Source organism: Collinsella aerofaciens ATCC 25986, assembly GCF_964237925.1.
GTDB lineage: Bacteria > Actinomycetota > Coriobacteriia > Coriobacteriales > Coriobacteriaceae > Collinsella > Collinsella aerofaciens_BJ.
This window is the reverse complement of the sequence record NZ_CAXSKI010000024.1, coordinates 1-14,329: the sequence shown is the minus strand read 5'-3', so window position 1 is coordinate 14,329 and position 14,329 is coordinate 1. Positions and strand designations below refer to the sequence as shown.

The 14,329-nt window shown below is 58.8% G+C and carries 13 protein-coding genes; 6 read left to right on the top strand and 7 right to left on the bottom strand.

The window, feature by feature from the left end:
- Positions 1-37: 37 nt before the first annotated feature.
- Positions 38-886 (bottom strand): aldo/keto reductase, encoded by an 849-nt coding sequence (locus ACESWY_RS09500; protein ID WP_196031539.1) that lies wholly within the window; start codon positions 884-886, stop codon positions 38-40.
- Positions 887-1,014: 128 nt separating this feature from the next.
- On the opposite strand from ACESWY_RS09500, the gene ACESWY_RS09495 reads away from it, so the two are divergent.
- The gene (locus ACESWY_RS09495) at positions 1,015-1,914 is read left to right on the top strand and encodes a LysR family transcriptional regulator (RefSeq protein WP_271737624.1); all 900 of its coding nucleotides are present in this window, start codon (positions 1,015-1,017) and stop codon (positions 1,912-1,914) included.
- A gap of 137 nt (positions 1,915-2,051) precedes the next feature.
- On the opposite strand, the gene ACESWY_RS09490 is transcribed toward ACESWY_RS09495, so the two are convergent.
- Positions 2,052-2,492: a MerR family transcriptional regulator gene (locus ACESWY_RS09490; protein ID WP_373094223.1), complete on the bottom strand. Its 441-nt coding sequence runs from the start codon at positions 2,490-2,492 to the stop codon at positions 2,052-2,054.
- Between the two features lie 223 nt (positions 2,493-2,715).
- On the opposite strand from ACESWY_RS09490, the gene ACESWY_RS09485 reads away from it, so the two are divergent.
- From ACESWY_RS09485 to ACESWY_RS09470, 4 genes are all read left to right on the top strand, one after another.
- Complete coding sequence (locus ACESWY_RS09485) at positions 2,716-3,534, top strand: carboxymuconolactone decarboxylase family protein (protein WP_373094224.1); 819 nt, start codon at positions 2,716-2,718, stop codon at positions 3,532-3,534.
- 2 nt (positions 3,535-3,536) lie between these two features.
- Entirely contained in the window at positions 3,537-3,830 is a 294-nt protein-coding gene (locus ACESWY_RS09480) for an alpha/beta hydrolase (protein WP_373094225.1), read from the top strand.
- A 38-nt stretch (positions 3,831-3,868) separates the two neighbouring features.
- Positions 3,869-4,507, top strand: a complete 639-nt coding sequence (locus ACESWY_RS09475) for an alpha/beta hydrolase (RefSeq protein WP_373094227.1) — start codon at positions 3,869-3,871, stop codon at positions 4,505-4,507.
- Positions 4,508-4,652: 145 nt separating this feature from the next.
- Positions 4,653-5,183 (top strand): flavodoxin family protein, encoded by a 531-nt coding sequence (locus ACESWY_RS09470; RefSeq protein ID WP_373094229.1) that lies wholly within the window; start codon positions 4,653-4,655, stop codon positions 5,181-5,183.
- A 108-nt stretch (positions 5,184-5,291) separates the two neighbouring features.
- Here the strand turns inward: ACESWY_RS09470 and ACESWY_RS09465 are convergent, their stop codons facing one another.
- From ACESWY_RS09465 to ACESWY_RS09450, 4 genes are all read right to left on the bottom strand, one after another.
- Positions 5,292-5,732, bottom strand: coding sequence for a DUF8462 domain-containing protein (locus ACESWY_RS09465; RefSeq protein ID WP_373202337.1), 441 nt, complete (start codon positions 5,730-5,732; stop codon positions 5,292-5,294).
- Positions 5,680-5,964 (bottom strand): P-loop NTPase family protein, encoded by a 285-nt coding sequence (locus ACESWY_RS09460; protein WP_373094233.1) that lies wholly within the window; start codon positions 5,962-5,964, stop codon positions 5,680-5,682. The genes ACESWY_RS09465 and ACESWY_RS09460 overlap by 53 nt, the downstream gene beginning before the upstream one ends.
- 187 nt (positions 5,965-6,151) lie before the next feature.
- Entirely contained in the window at positions 6,152-8,392 is a 2,241-nt protein-coding gene (locus ACESWY_RS09455; protein ID WP_117840397.1) for a DNA gyrase subunit A, read from the bottom strand.
- 45 nt (positions 8,393-8,437) lie between these two features.
- On the bottom strand, positions 8,438-10,435 hold the full coding sequence (locus ACESWY_RS09450; RefSeq protein WP_055309971.1) for a DNA gyrase/topoisomerase IV subunit B: 1,998 nt from the start codon (positions 10,433-10,435) through the stop codon (positions 8,438-8,440).
- A 216-nt stretch (positions 10,436-10,651) separates the two neighbouring features.
- On the opposite strand from ACESWY_RS09450, the gene ACESWY_RS09445 reads away from it, so the two are divergent.
- The gene (locus tag ACESWY_RS09445) at positions 10,652-10,870 is read left to right on the top strand and encodes a hypothetical protein (RefSeq protein ID WP_373094236.1); all 219 of its coding nucleotides are present in this window, start codon (positions 10,652-10,654) and stop codon (positions 10,868-10,870) included.
- A 90-nt stretch (positions 10,871-10,960) separates the two neighbouring features.
- On the opposite strand, the gene ACESWY_RS09440 is transcribed toward ACESWY_RS09445, so the two are convergent.
- On the bottom strand, positions 10,961-14,296 hold the full coding sequence (locus ACESWY_RS09440) for a hypothetical protein (RefSeq protein ID WP_373094238.1): 3,336 nt from the start codon (positions 14,294-14,296) through the stop codon (positions 10,961-10,963).
- Between the last annotated feature and the right edge of the window lie 33 nt (positions 14,297-14,329).

Sequence of the window (14,329 nt, the reverse complement as noted above, 5' to 3'; positions counted from 1 at the left end):
CCTTCGTTGGCTTGGTTGGTCCGTTATCGTCTGAGCGCTACTCCTGCGCGTCGAAATCGGGGCGTATGGCCAGGTAGCCCGCGAGTGCTTCCTCAGTGGCGGTGTAGTAGGTCATGGTCCCGTCGAGCTTGGCAATCTCGGCCATCTCGTCTTCGGTGAGGGAGAAGTCGAAGATGTTTGCGTTGTCGGCGATGTGGGCGGGGTTCTTGGAGCCGGGGATGATGGAGGTGCCCATCTGCACGTGCCAGCGCAGGATCACCTGGGCCGGGGTCTTGCCGTACTTCTCGGCGAGAGCGACGAAGACGGGCTCCTCCAGAAGACCTTTGTCGCCGTGGCCGAGCGGGTACCACGCCTCGATCACCGTGCCGTACGGCGCGAGGTAGGCGCGCAGGTCGCGCTGGGCGTGATAGGGGTGGCACTCAACGGTCACGAGCTGCGGCTTGATGTCGGCGACCTCGATGACCTCGGCGATCTTGTCTTGCGGGAAGTTGGAGAGGCCGAGGGCGCGCACCTTGCCCGCGCGGTAGGCCTCCTCCATCGTGCGCCACGCGGCCAGGTAGTCGCCTACCGGCTGGTGCAGGATGAGCATGTCGACGTAGTCGAGCCCTAGGCGCTGGAGCGTGGCGTCCACCGCCGGCATGCCCGCGTCGTAGACACTCGGCCAGAGCTTGGTGGAGACGAAGATCTTGTCGCGTGCGATGCCGCTCTTGGCGATGGCACGGCCCACGGCGCGCTCGTTCATGTAGGCGTTGGCGGTGTCGATGTGCTCGTAGCCAGCCGTGAGCGCGGCGGTTGCGGCCGCCTCGGCCTCGGCCGGGGTCATGAGGAAGGTGCCCAAACCCTCGATGGGCATCTCTACGTCGTTGTTGAGCTTCAGATACTCCATGGTCTCCTCCTTATGGTGACTTTTCGAATACAAGGCTACGGCGTTTACTGACGTGCGAGAAGTTCACGTTGGAATGATGGATATAACCATGGGGTATATACGGCACATAATGCGTGACAGGAGGATCGATGTACAACCCACAGCTTGACACTTTCATCCGCGTGGCGGAGGCGGGCAGCTTCTCCAAGGCGGCACAAGAGTCCTTCATCACGCCCACGGCCGTCATCAAGCAGATGAACCTGCTGGAGTCGCGGCTAGGCCTTACACTGTTCCACCGATCGCATCAGGGGCTTTCGCTTACGCGAGCAGGCAGGTCGCTGCTCGCCGACGCTCGCCATATCGTACAGTACTCTCAAGAATCAATCGCACGCGCCCGCGTCGCCGAGCGTGGAGAGAAGCGCATCATCCGCGTGGGAGTGTCGCTCATGACGCCCAGCACGCCGCTCACGAAGCTGTGGCCGAAGGTGAAGGAACGTTGCCCTGGCATGAGCCTTCAGGTGGTCACGTTTGAAAACACACCCTCGGCGGCGCGCGGTTTGGCGAACCTCGGGCAAGACATGGATATCGTGGCGGGGATTTTCGACGACGCCTTTCTAAAAGAGCGCGGGTGCCTGGGCCTCGAGCTTTCGCGCGAGCCGCTCTGGTGCGCCGTTCCCGTCGACAACGAACTCGCCAAACGCGACATCGTCACATTCGACGACCTCCACAATCACAGTCTTATGCTTATACGCCGGGGCTGGAACGCCGAAATCGACCGCGTGCGCGACGAGATACTCTTGCATCATCCTCAAATCGCGCTCGTAGACTTCCCGCAATATCGGGCGGAGGTGTTCAATCGCGGCGCGAACGAGGACCTCGCGCTTGCGACGCTACCGTTGTGGGCCAACGTCCACCCCATGCTCAAAACCGTCCCTACCGATTGGGACTGTCTCGTGTCTTACGGGCTGCTTCATTCGTCGCACCCCGCAGACCATGTGCGGGAGTTCCTCGATGCGGTGTCTGCCGTGCTCGAGGCAGAGCATCGATAGGCAATCGCGAACAGATGCGCTTATGCCTATGGGAATAACGGGAATAACAGCCTCCGAACCTTCTGGTTCGGAGGCTTTCTTTTTGCATGTCTGCCTAAAACGACTCCTTGCCAAAGCCCCTTGAGCATCGGGCGGCATTATTGAGCGTGGGCGTTATCGTAGGTATCTTTAATCTCATCCGGCAAATCGTCGGGGATCAGCGCCTTCACTCTATCCTCGTTGCCATCCTGAATCGCCTGCTCGTAGTACCAGCATTTGAACTTCAACATGTCCAGCGCGCGGTTCATGTTTGCGATCTCCAACTCCATGTGGGCCTTTCGTTCCTCGAACATGGCCTTGCGCTTGGGATATGTCGATGGGCCCTCCGCACACCATTCCATGAACAGCCGGATGTCCTTGATCTCCATCCCAGCCTTCTTCAGGCATTCGATGACCCGAAGCGCCTCGAGTTCCGTATCGCCGAATCGGCGAATGCCGGACGTCCGCTCCAGCCCCGGGAACAATCCCTGCTTATCGTAATAACGCAGCGTGGAAACGGGCAGACCGAACATCTCCGCCACCTGTCCGATTGTGTACATGGTTCCTCCGGATAAATCTAGAATTCATTCCTTGACCTAAAGTTAGGTTTAGGTATTACGTTTATTTTCGTTAATACAAATCGGGAGCGCAAGGGATTTTCGCCAAAGGCGCACGCTTGTCGGAACGGTTTTCGCCGGCGGCGTGAACGACGTGGGCGATATCGCCGGGCATCCTGCTCTGGAGCGGGCGCGACGGATAGGCATGGGAATCTAGGCGGGCAGCTTGGACGCGCGGAAGCAGTTTGTACTCAAAACCATCGACAGGAGGAAATCGATCATGACAATTAAACAGACGGCAGGTAGAGATGCCCTGGGGGACTTTGCCCCCAAATTTGCACAGCTCAATGACGATGTGCTGTTCGGCGAGGTATGGAGTCGAGAAGACGGGCTTTCCCTTCGAGATCGCAGCATAGTGACGGTGGTTGCCCTAATGGCGCAGGGCCTGACGGACTCTTCGTTTCAATATCATCTGATGTCCGCAAAGAACAATGGCGTGACCAGGGCTGAGATAGCGGAAATCCTTACGCATGCGGCGTTTTATGCGGGATGGCCCAAGGCCTGGGCGGCCTTTCGCATGGCGAAGGAGGTCTGGGCGGATGACAATGCCGCTGATGCAAGAGCTAAGCATCAAAACGAGATGGCCTTTCCCATCGGTGCCCCCAACGACGCATTTGCGAAGTACTTTATCGGGCAAAGCTACCTCGCGCCCCTTTCCACCGAGCAGGTCGGCATTTACAACGTTACGTTCGAGCCAGGCTGCCGCAACAACTGGCACACCCATCACGCCAAAAGCGGCGGCGGGCAGATTCTCGTCTGCGTGGCTGGCCGAGGGTTTTACCAGGAATGGGGCAAACCGGCACAGGAGCTGTGCCCCGGCGATGTAGTAAATATTCCCGCAGGCGTAAAGCACTGGCACGGTGCGGCGCCCGACAGCTGGTTCTCCCATCTCGCGGTGGAGGTTCCGGGCGAGGAGGCCTCCAACGAGTGGTTGGAGCCCGTGGACGACGAGCAATACCTTAAAGCGATTGACGGGAAGGCTTAGACATGGAGCAGTTGAAACTGACGCAGGAATGGGACAAGGTATTCCCCAAAAGCGACAAGGTTGAGCACAGCAAGGCGACCTTCCACAACCGATACGGCATCACGCTGGCGGCCGACGTGTACGTGCCTAAGAACGCGGAAGGCAAACTGCCCGCCATCGCCGTCAGCGGTCCGTTTGGCGCGGTGAAGGAGCAGTCTTCCGGTCTGTACGCGCAGAAGATGGCGGAGCGGGCTTTTTCGCAATTGCCTTTGACCCGTCCTATACCGGCGAGAGCGGCGGCACGCCCCGCTATGTAGCATCTCCGGACATCAACACCGAGGACTTCTGCGCAGCGGTGGATTTCCTCTCTGTGCAGGAAAGCGTTGATCCGGATCGTATCGGCATCATCGGTATCTGCGGTTGGGGCGGTATGGCAGTCAATGCGGCGGCCATCGACACCCGTATCAAAGCTACTGCGGCTATGACCATGTACGATATGACCCGCGTGACCGCAAACGGCTATTTTGACGCCGAGGATTCCGAGCAGGCGCGCTTTGAAAAGCGGAAAGCGCTGAATGAGCAGCGCACCGAGGACTATAAAAACGGCAGCTACTCGCTTGCGGGCGGCGTAGTCGATCCGCTGCCGGAGGACGCGCCGCAGTTTGTAGCGGACTATTACGCCTACTACAAGACTCCGCGAGGCTATCATCCCCGCAGCCTGAACTCCAACGGTGGCTGGAATGCGACGTCTTCGCTGTCATTTTTGAATATGCCGATTTTGCAATACAGCAGCGAAATCCGCTCTGCTGTGTTGCTGGTGCATGGCGAGAAGGCGCACTCCCGCTATTTCAGCGAAACCGCGTACGGCAAGCTGACGGGGGACAACAAGGAATTGCTCATTATCCCTGGTGCCAGCCACACCGACCTTTACGATCAGATGGACATCATTCCGTTTGGAAAGCCGAAGGCATTCTTTGAGGAATATCTGAAATAAGGCGTGCCTCGATTCAATGCCAAGTCTCCAGCAACGATTCTTCTAAAGAGTGGGAGTAGCTGAAACGAGGTGCTTGAATAGCTCCATCCGTTTTGGCTACAAGAAAATATGCCGCGCGCCTGCGGCATGAAGAAGGGAGATTCTTATGAATATCGTTGTATTGAGCGGTAGCCCGCGCAAGGGCGCCAATACCGACACCATGGTCGAGGCGTTTGCTGAGACCGCGCGTGAGGGTGGCCATACGGTCGAGGTCATCCGCGTTGCCAGTAAGAAAATCGCTGGTTGTCTGGGGTGTCAGTATTGCTTCGCCCACGAGGGCACTTGCGTGCAGAAGGATGACATGGCCAACGTGATCGAGTCGCTGAAAGACGCCGACATGGTTGTCTTCGCTTCGCCTATCTACTGGTTTGATATCACTGCGCAGGAGAAGGCCGCCATCGATCGCCTATACGCCTTCGGTGCTACGGGCTTCCCGTTCACCAAGACGGCCCTTTTACTCGATAGCCACAGCGAGGGCGTCTATGATGCGGCGATCGCTATGTACAAGTCGACCTGTGCGTACTGCAAGTGGGAGGACCAGGGCATTGTCGCCATCAGCGGTATGACCGAGCGCGACAGCATGGCATCGTCGCCCAAGTTGGAAGGGGTGCGAGAGCTCGCCCGCAAGCTCGCCTAAGGACAAGAAGAACGCATGGCAATCGGTGTTGGTGGAAATGCTTGCTGTCCTTATCAAGAGGAATGCTGATTGCCATGCGCCGTTGCCCTTGCGGACAATCTTGGCGTGCTAGGAGGCCTTCTCGCTCAGGAACTCCCTGAATGCGGGGATGTCAAAGCCAACGAGACCACGCCCGCGCTCTCCGATGACGCCGTCCTCGAGGAGACGGCGTTTGTATTGGCTTGCATAGTTGCTGGCAACGCCCATACGCTTGGCTATCTCCGAGACCCTGCTGGGGCCAGAATCGGGCAGCATCGCGAGCAAAAACTCAATGTCCTTATCGGAAAGCTCCCGATAGGTCGTTTCGAGAGAAGCCCGATGCCATGCTTCTCGAGTTGCCTGAAGATGCCATTCATGCACGTGCGCCAGTTGCCCTGGGCTTCTTGAACATATGTCCAAGAAGCCCACTGGACCAATTTGAACGCCGTTCATGCGCGCGTGAGACTGTGAAAGGTAGCTATCTGCCGCTTCTTTGGTTCGCTCGATAATATCTTCGAGCATGCCTGGCATGGCGGGAGACATTTGCTGCGATCCAGCCGTGTTCAAGCGCCGTTTTTGAAAGGAGCGAGAGAAGCGCCGTCTTGCCCGCTCCCCTTGCACCCGTAAAAATAGTCGACAGGTTGGGATCTCCCGGACCGTTGATAAAGCCACGGTTGATGTCACGCAGGATGTGCTCGCGACCCGCTAGAAAGGGAGGGACGCTTCCGAACGTCGGGGTAAAGGGGTTCTTGCTGTACCCCATGGTGTCTCCTTTGCAAGTTTTGCTAATTTTTGCAAGTTTTGCTAACGGCTTAGGACGGTGCGGGAAGCCCCCGTATCGTCGACATTTCCGAGGATGACCTCCGCAACGAGCGGGGCCCGGAGCGCGATGTTACTGCGCTCCGGGCCCCGCTGCTTTGTAAACCCATGACGGTTTGGCCACCGTTGTTTTAGTCAAACAAACTCGGCATGTCGTTTTCTTTCATGAGGGCACCGGCAGAGGGTAGGCTCTGCGCGGTGAACTTCTCGGCCGAGACGCCGGCGCCAAGAATCTCCTCGGTCGTGCCGACGGTGGTGACCGAGCGGCCCTTCTTGGCCGTAAAGGCCTGGACGCCCTGCGTGTTGGTGGTCGTCTTGGTCTTGAGCAGCGACGTGTTGAAGTTCATCAGGCGATAGTCGCTCGAGACCAGCGCGATGTCGCGATCTTCCTTGAGCACCTGGGCATACAGCAGCTTGCTGCCACCGTAGATGGCGTTCTTGAGGCGCTTGCGGTTGGTCTTGGTGACGTATCCAGAAAGCGCGACGCGCACTACGCGGCCGTTCTCAAAGACGAACAGCACGTCGGCCTTGTAGTCCTCGGGGTCGATGACCCAGATGACGCTCTCGTCGGGTTCCATCTCGAGGTCGGTCGGCAGGTACGAGCCCAGCTGGGCCGACTTGGTATCCTCGAACGCCGCGACCTTGCACTTGTACACTTGGCTCTTGTTGGTAAAGACCAGCAGCTCGTGGGTGTTGGAGGACGGAAACTCGATAAAGGGTTTGTCGCCGTCCTTGTACTTGAGCGTGGTCGCCTTCTTGAGCACGCGGTCCGTCATCTTCTTAAGGTAGCCATCGCGCGAGAGCATGATGGTGACCGGGTACTCCTCGACCTCGGGCTCCAAGCTTACCTCGATAACCTCATGGGGCTCGATCCTGCCCGTGCGGCGCGGCATCACATACTTCTTGTTGACCGCTGCCAGCTCGTCGCTGATGACCTTCTTGATGTTCTCCTCGCTGGAGAGGATCTCCTCAAGCTCGGCAATCTCACCTTCGAGCTTAGCAATGTCCTTGGTGCGGTTGAGGATGTACTCCTCGTTGATGTTGCGGAGCTTAAGCTCGGCAACAAACTCGGCCTGGGTCTCGTCGATGTCGAAACCCTTCATAAGGTTGGGCACGACCTCGGCCTCGAGTTTGGTGCCGCGGATGATGGCGATGGCCTTGTCGATATCGAGCAGAATTGCCTCAAGGCCGTGCAGCAGGTGCAGGCGCTCGGACTTTTTGCCCAGGTCAAAGTTAATGCGGCGACGGGTGGATTCAATACGCCACTTGACCCACTCGTGCAGAATCTGGCGCACGCCCATAACGCGAGGGTAACCATCGACGAGCACGTTGAAGTTGCACGAGAACGAATCCTGCAGCGTGGTCGAGCGATAGAGCTTGGCCATGAGCTTGTCGGGGTCGACACCGCGCTTAAGATCGATGGCGATGCGCAGGCCCGAGAGGTCGGTTTCATCGCGGATGTCGGCGATCTCCTTGACCTTGCCCTCCTTGGAGAGCTTGACGATGCGCTCGATGATGACATCGGTCTTGGTGGTGTAGGGGATTTCGTACACCTCGATGATGCGCTCTTCGGGAATCCAGCGCCAGCGGGAGCGGATCTGGAAGCTGCCCAGGCCGGTCTCGATGATCTTTTCCATCTCCTCGCGGCGGTAGATGATCTCGCCGCCAGTCGAGAAGTCGGGCATGGGCATGTACTCGAGCAGGTCGCAGTCGGGGTCCTGCAGGTAGTGCATTGTGGCAGTGCAGACCTCGTTGAGGTTGAAGCCGCAGATGTCGGACGCCATGGCGACGCCGATGCCTTTGTTGGCCGAGACGAGGATGTTGGGGAACGTGGTGGGCAGCAGGCGCGGCTCCTTCATGGCGCCGTCGTAGCTGTCGACGAAGTCGACCGGGTCCTTGTCGATATCCTTGAAGATCTCGGCGCTGATGGGGGAGAGCTTGGCCTCGGTATAACGCGAGGCGGCGTAGCTCAGGTCGCCCGAATAGTACTTGCCAAAGTTGCCCTTCGACTCTACGAAGGGGGCGAGCAGCGCCTCGTTGCCGGTGGCCAGACGCACCATCGTCTCGTAGATCGCGGCGTCGCCGTGCGGGTTGAGCTTCATGGTCTGGCCCACGATGTTGGCGCTCTTCTGGCGCTCGCCCTTGAGCAGGCCCATCTTGTACATGGTGTAGAGCAGCTTGCGGTGCGAGGGCTTAAAGCCGTCGATCTCGGGGAACGCACGCGAGACGTTGACGCTCATGGCGTAGGGCATGTAGTTGACCTCGAGCGTCTGCGTGATCGGCTGGTCGGTGACCTCGGAGTGCAGGCCGATGACGTTCTCGGCGTTAACCTGCTTTTTCTTTGGCTGGTTCTTCGTCTTCTTCTTTGCCACGATTTCCTCTTGAACTTCTTATGGGCCGTCGTTATCGATTTGCTGCTACTGCAGGTCCAGCTGGTCCAGGTATTCCTTGCCGTGCTCCGAGATATGGCGCTTGCGGCCCGCCTCGTCGTTGCCCAGCAACAGGTTGAACATGGTCTCCATCTTGGTGACGTCCTCGGGCTCCACTTTGATCAGGCGACGCGTCTCGGGGTTCATGGTGGTGAGCCACATCATGTCCGGGTCGTTCTCACCAAGACCCTTGGAGCGGTTGATGGAGCACTTCTGGTCGCCAATCTCCTTGAGGATGCCGTTCTTCTCGAGCTCGGTGTAGGCAAAGTAGGTCTTTTCTTTGCAGTTGATCTCGTAGAGCGGCGATTCGGCGATATACACGTAACCCTCGTCGATAAGCGTGGGCACCAGGCGGTAGAGCATGGTGAGCACGAGCGTGCGGATGTGGTAACCGTCGACGTCGGCGTCCGTACAGATGATGACCTTGTTCCAGTTGAGGTTGTCCAGGTCAAAGGCGCCAAGGTTCTTGATGCGCTTGTCTTTGATCTCCACGCCGCAGCCCAGCACGCGCATGAGGTCCATGATGATGTCGGACTTAAAGATGCGCGGATAATCCTCCTTTAGGCAGTTGAGGATCTTGCCGCGGACGGGCATAACACCCTGGAACTCGGCATCGCGCGACGTGCGGATGGCGCCTGCTGCCGAGTCGCCCTCTACGATGTAGATCTCGCGGCGGCTCTTGTCCTTGGAGCGGCAGTCGATGAACTTCTGCACGCGGTTGGCCATGTCGGTCTTCTGCTGTAGGTTGGTCTTGATGCTCTGGCGCGTCTTTTCGGCGTTCTCGCGCGAGCGCTTGTTGATGAGCACCTGCTCCATGATCTTGTTGGCGGCATCTTTGTTCTCGATCAAGTAGGTCGAGAGGCGCTCCTTAAAGAATGCCGTCATGGCCTGCTGGATAAAGCGGTTATTGATGGCCTTTTTGGTCTGGTTCTCGTAGGACGTCTGGGTGGAGAAGCAGTTGGTCACCAGTACCAGGCAGTCCTGGACGTCCTGCCACTTAATGCCGCTCTCGTTTTTGTTGTACTTGCCCTGTTGCTTGATGTAGGCATCGATGGCGCTGGTCAGAGCGCTGCGGGCAGCCTTCTCGGGCGAGCCGCCGTTCTCGAGCCACGATGAGTTGTGGTAGTACTCCTGCATCATGAAAGTGCGCGAGAAGCACATGCAAGCAGTGATTTTTACGTTGTAGTCGGGCAAGTCCTCGCGATCGCGACCGCGACGGTCGGCCTCGATAAAGAAGGGCTCGGTGAGGTAGTCGGTACCGACCTTTTCGAGCACGTAGTCCTCGATACCCTTGGGATAGCAGAAGTCCTCTTCGGAGAACTCGCCGTCGTCGCCCTCGATGCGCAGGCGGAAGGTCACGTTGGCGTTGACCACGGCCTGGCGGCGCATGGTCTCGCGATACCAATCGTGGGGAATGCTGATTGAGGTAAAGACCTCAAGATCGGGGCGCCATTTGATGGTGGTGCCGGTGCGGTTCTCGTCGCTGGGTTCAATCTCGAGTGCCTTTTTCTTGGCGCCGACAACCTTGCCCTTCTTAAAGTGTAAGGAGTACTTGTTACCGTCACGCCAGACGGTGACGTCCATGTACTCGGAAGCGTACTGAGTCGCACAGGAGCCCAGGCCGTTGGTGCCGAGCGAGAAGTCGTAGTCGCCGCCCTGGTTGTTGTTATACTTGCCGCCGGCATAGAGCTCGCAGAAGACGAGCTCCCAGTTAAAGCGCTTCTCGGAAGGGTTCCAGTCGAGCGGGCAGCCACGGCCATTGTCCTCTACCTGGATAGAGCCATCGCGAAAGGCGGTAAGGGTGATGAGCTTGCCGTAGCCCTGGCGCGCCTCGTCAACGGCGTTGGACAGGATCTCGAAGGCGGCATGCGCGCAGCCGTCGAGCCCGTCCGAGCCAAAGATAACGGCGGGGCGCAGGCGTACACGCTCCTCGTCCTTGAGCTGGCGGATACTGTCGTTACCATAGTTTGCGGTGTTTTTTGCCATACTCGCTCTCTCGGTGCTCCTTTGCTGCGTTTAAGTCATATAGATAGTCAAGGTAGCATAGCCGAGCCCGCAGACGATTCCACCCAACACGAAATCCATCGAACAATCGTTCGGATTAAAGGGGATAGTGTTTAGTGGTAGCGCGGCATTGTTAAACAAATTTGGATACAGATGAATTTTATTTAATAGGGACCTAGTTTTACTAAACAAAATCGAATGATGCTGATTGTGCGAGCGGGCACATCGATCGACTATCAATCACGTTTACTCGGAAAAAACCGAGTCGGTTTTGTCCGAGTAAGATTGAAGGCGATCGAATGCGTTCTGCTGCGTTTGCGGTTGGATGCGTTTATCAAAAACGTGCCATGCGGATTGTTGGCGAAAAAGCGCCGTGCCAAGCTCGAGGCAGAACTCAACTCCTCTGACGACATCTAATGCGTAATGGGCTGGCTCTGGGTATCCAGAACCAGCCCATTTTGATGGTCGATGAGCCGAGTCGGCGTCTCTCACAAAGGTAACTGAGAGCTAGTGAGGCTTATCAGAATTGACCTCATCGGGGGCGTCGTTTTCGAGTGCCGTGCGGCGGGCGCTGTAGGCGACAAGGCCGGCACCAGCTGCGGCGAGTGCTGCTGCGGCTGCCGTAAGGGGAGCGTTGACATCGCCCGTGCTCGCAAGCGCGCCCGATTTTCCGGAGCGCTTGTTAGTGCCGTGGTCCTTGCCACTGCTGGAGCTGCTTCCGCCGGAGCCGCCGCCCTTGTCAGTACCGCCGCCACTCGAGCCGCCACCGCCGTCCGCCGTCATCGGGGCGTCGTGAAGTCCTGTCGTATCCGCGCTGTCGCATACGCCGACCTGAACTTCTGAGCGTTCGCATGCCGCGTCGGGCACATGAAGCTCGTGCAGTACGGCACCCAGCGCCGAGTTTGCGCCCGGTCGAATTTCCTCGAGCGTTACGGGATCGAGCGCCACCAGATTACGCGCCTTCGCATATAGCGTTACACGTTTGCCCACTTCATCGCTCCAACTCTCGGGGATGGCGAAGCTCATGCGGAACTGTGCCGTGCAACCCGGTGCCAGCACGGCGTTGCCACTGTCGGCTACCAGCGGGTGCGTTGCAAAAGGTGTGCCCAGCGTTTCGAGCGCGTACTTCACGTGTGCCATGTCGTTGGCCGAAGCGTCCTCGGCAAGTTCCGGATCGTAGATCGATGCCATGCGTGTGTTCGCTCCGAACCCGATGGATGCGCTGGAGAACGGCTGGCTGGAGCCCTCTCGGTACAGATCGATTGTGCCGGCGGTCAGCAAGGTGTTGCCGTCGTTTCGCACCGTGACCATGAAGGATTCGCCTGCTGCTCCGGGCACCACCGCGCCCGAGGTAGCGACTGCGCCCGTCGGAGTGGCACACGCCACCAAGGGCACTTCGATGCCGTGTAGTTCTGCCTCGCTCTTCTCCGCGCTCACAATGTGCGTGGCGAGCGCGGAGAGCATGCTCCCCGACGTCAAAAATGTCGTTATCTGATCGACGGGATGGTCCAGCTCGCACATCACGAACGGCTCCGTAAACAGATCGCCTGCCAAGGTGCTGGCGAAGATGCGGAAGTGCTTGCCCATCACTGCTACCGGGTTGCCTTCTTCGTCGTAGGTTTGCCCCACCTTGCCATCGGTGTTCTCTACATAGAGCACGCACCTGCCGTTGTTGCTTACGCTGAACGATGCCGGGCCGCAGCCTGCGGCACCCACGGGCTGCGTTGCAAATACCGATGCGCCTCGCGTCCAAGTAATATGCTGCAGTTGCTCGTTGACGGTAGCCAAAAAGCCCGTGTGCTGCGGCCACGGCACCGCGTGGGGTACTGTGGCATCTGGCGACATAACGCCCCAGCCCGCAATGGACTGGCCGATCACGGCGTACGATGCACAGCCACAACCGCCTGCGGTCTCGTATGCAACGGGCACCACCATTTTGCCGTTGATATTCTCGGGCGCGCCGAGCTCGATGCTCGACGGTGCCTGCGGAAAGCGGAGAACTTGGCGGAACGTCAGGCTGTCGCCCGAAACGTCCGACCACAGGGTAAAGCACTCCAGCGCAACCTCGGCCTCGCTGCCGAGCGCCTTTTCTGCGGTGGTTCCGCGGCGGTGGAGGTAGGCGCCCGACAGGCGCCCGTTGACAAGTGTCTTGCCCACCGTGATGCGTGGGCACTGCAGGCAATGGTAGCCATCCTCCTGAAGGCGGCCGCGCGAGATGCTGCGCCATGACGTGTGCGATACCACGCGAACTCCGTCGTTGCTTATGCGCAGGCGCACAACGGACAGTATGCCGGCTGTGCTTGCCATATCGAAAAGGGTGTCGTCGCCGGCGGGGCGCTCGCCCGAGACCAGCAGCACGTAGGCGTCCTGGTTTCCTCTTCCGTCCGTATATTCCACTACGTCGAAGTCGTAATCGTATACGCTGTCGCGCTCCACGTCGCCCTCGCCAAACCCAAGGGGAAAGTCCACAGGCGTGGGAGCGGACCACGTTCCGTTTGCCTTTGTGTGTACCACCAGGCGCGAGCGACCATTGTCGCCGTAGCGCACCGAGGCGATACGGAACAGGCATTCTACGCCGGCAATCTTTGCCAGCTTCATGTGGGCTTCGCTGAGCACGCCAGCAAACAGCACGTTGTCGCTCGAGGGCTTGATGCCGCCACGCTCGTCCTCCGACACGCCGGCAGAATCGGCGTTCGGGTCGGCAACGGTGTTCGTCGCCTGGCCGATATAGGTGTACTCGTACATCGGCGCGGCGTTTTCGTCGCTTTCCATCAGTGAGTGGACGAAATGTTCGACCTGTCCCGTGTCGCTGCTTTCCGCATCCGCCTCGAGCTCAATGCGCGTGACCGCTTGATCCCAATCGCGCACGACAGGCGCGACGTTTACGGCAGCGGCCTTAACCTCGGCGCGTGCGAGCAGCTCGGCGTTGGTGACAATGGTGGCCGATGCGATAAATTGCGGCACGCCGCCCGCCTCAATGTTGCCGGCCGAGCCGAAGCAGGCATCCAGCGTATAAGGCGTATCTCCACCCAGTGCGAGCTCAGAGCGCTGGAGTACATACTGGTCGCCGTTGTTCACCGACATATTCCACGAATCGAGGAGTGTGGGCCACGATCCCGACCAAGCCTTGGTGGTCCACTTGAACATCACGAACTGGAGTATCACATCGACATCGACGTCTGCACCTACGCGCAGTCGCGGAAGCTGGTGTCCATCTGCCTTCTCGTACCCAATGAACAGCGTGAGGGATGCGGCGCCGCGCACGGCAGACGAAGCGACGCCTGCAACGCCGGCGCCAAAGGTGACGGCAAGCCCGATCTGGATGGTGAACGAGCCCGACGTGTTTGAATAGTCGAGCGAAATGTTTTTAAAAAACGCCGCGCCGCTGCCGTGCGTGTGGGCACCCACGGCGAGCGCCAGTTTTGCCAGCACCCAGGGGTTGACGTTTAGGAAAAATGGCACCGGTCCTAGGGTAAACTGCTCGGTCCAATTGAGGTCGGTTCTTACCTGGAAGAGGGCCTTAATATTGCCGTATGCGGGGTCGTTGTTGTTACCCCAGGTTTTGCCCACCCAATCGTAGGCGAGCGAGCCGTACAGCTGTGTGGCGATATCCATCGTGAACAGCGGCGTGCAATGGTGGCGAAGGAGCTTGGTGTTTCTTGGATCGGTGCCCGAACCGGCACTCATCCTCTTGTACTGATTCCACTTCCCCTCCATCTCGTCGAGGTAGCGGTTTGCCTGCTTGGCGCCCGACTCGCGCGGTGACTTCTTCCAGTATTCCGGATCAGGGTTGCCCGAATGGGGGTGCGGACGATTTCTTGGACCGCGCCTAGGCGTATCCAAGCTTCCTGCGGTACTCCATCGGGCTCAGCCACC

Coding starts and splice junctions, on each gene's coding strand:
- ACESWY_RS09490 (WP_373094223.1), bottom strand. CDS start 2,492: ATGTACACAATCGGACAGGTGGCGGAGATGTTCGGTCTGCCCGTTTCC.
- ACESWY_RS09445 (WP_373094236.1), top strand. CDS start 10,652: ATGATGCTGATTGTGCGAGCGGGCACATCGATCGACTATCAATCACGT.
- ACESWY_RS09460 (WP_373094233.1), bottom strand. CDS start 5,964: ATGGGGTACAGCAAGAACCCCTTTACCCCGACGTTCGGAAGCGTCCCT.
- ACESWY_RS09470 (WP_373094229.1), top strand. CDS start 4,653: ATGAATATCGTTGTATTGAGCGGTAGCCCGCGCAAGGGCGCCAATACC.
- ACESWY_RS09500 (WP_196031539.1), bottom strand. CDS start 886: ATGGAGTATCTGAAGCTCAACAACGACGTAGAGATGCCCATCGAGGGT.
- ACESWY_RS09495 (WP_271737624.1), top strand. CDS start 1,015: ATGTACAACCCACAGCTTGACACTTTCATCCGCGTGGCGGAGGCGGGC.
- ACESWY_RS09465 (WP_373202337.1), bottom strand. CDS start 5,732: ATGCCAGGCATGCTCGAAGATATTATCGAGCGAACCAAAGAAGCGGCA.
- ACESWY_RS09450 (WP_055309971.1), bottom strand. CDS start 10,435: ATGGCAAAAAACACCGCAAACTATGGTAACGACAGTATCCGCCAGCTC.
- ACESWY_RS09480 (WP_373094225.1), top strand. CDS start 3,537: ATGGAGCAGTTGAAACTGACGCAGGAATGGGACAAGGTATTCCCCAAA.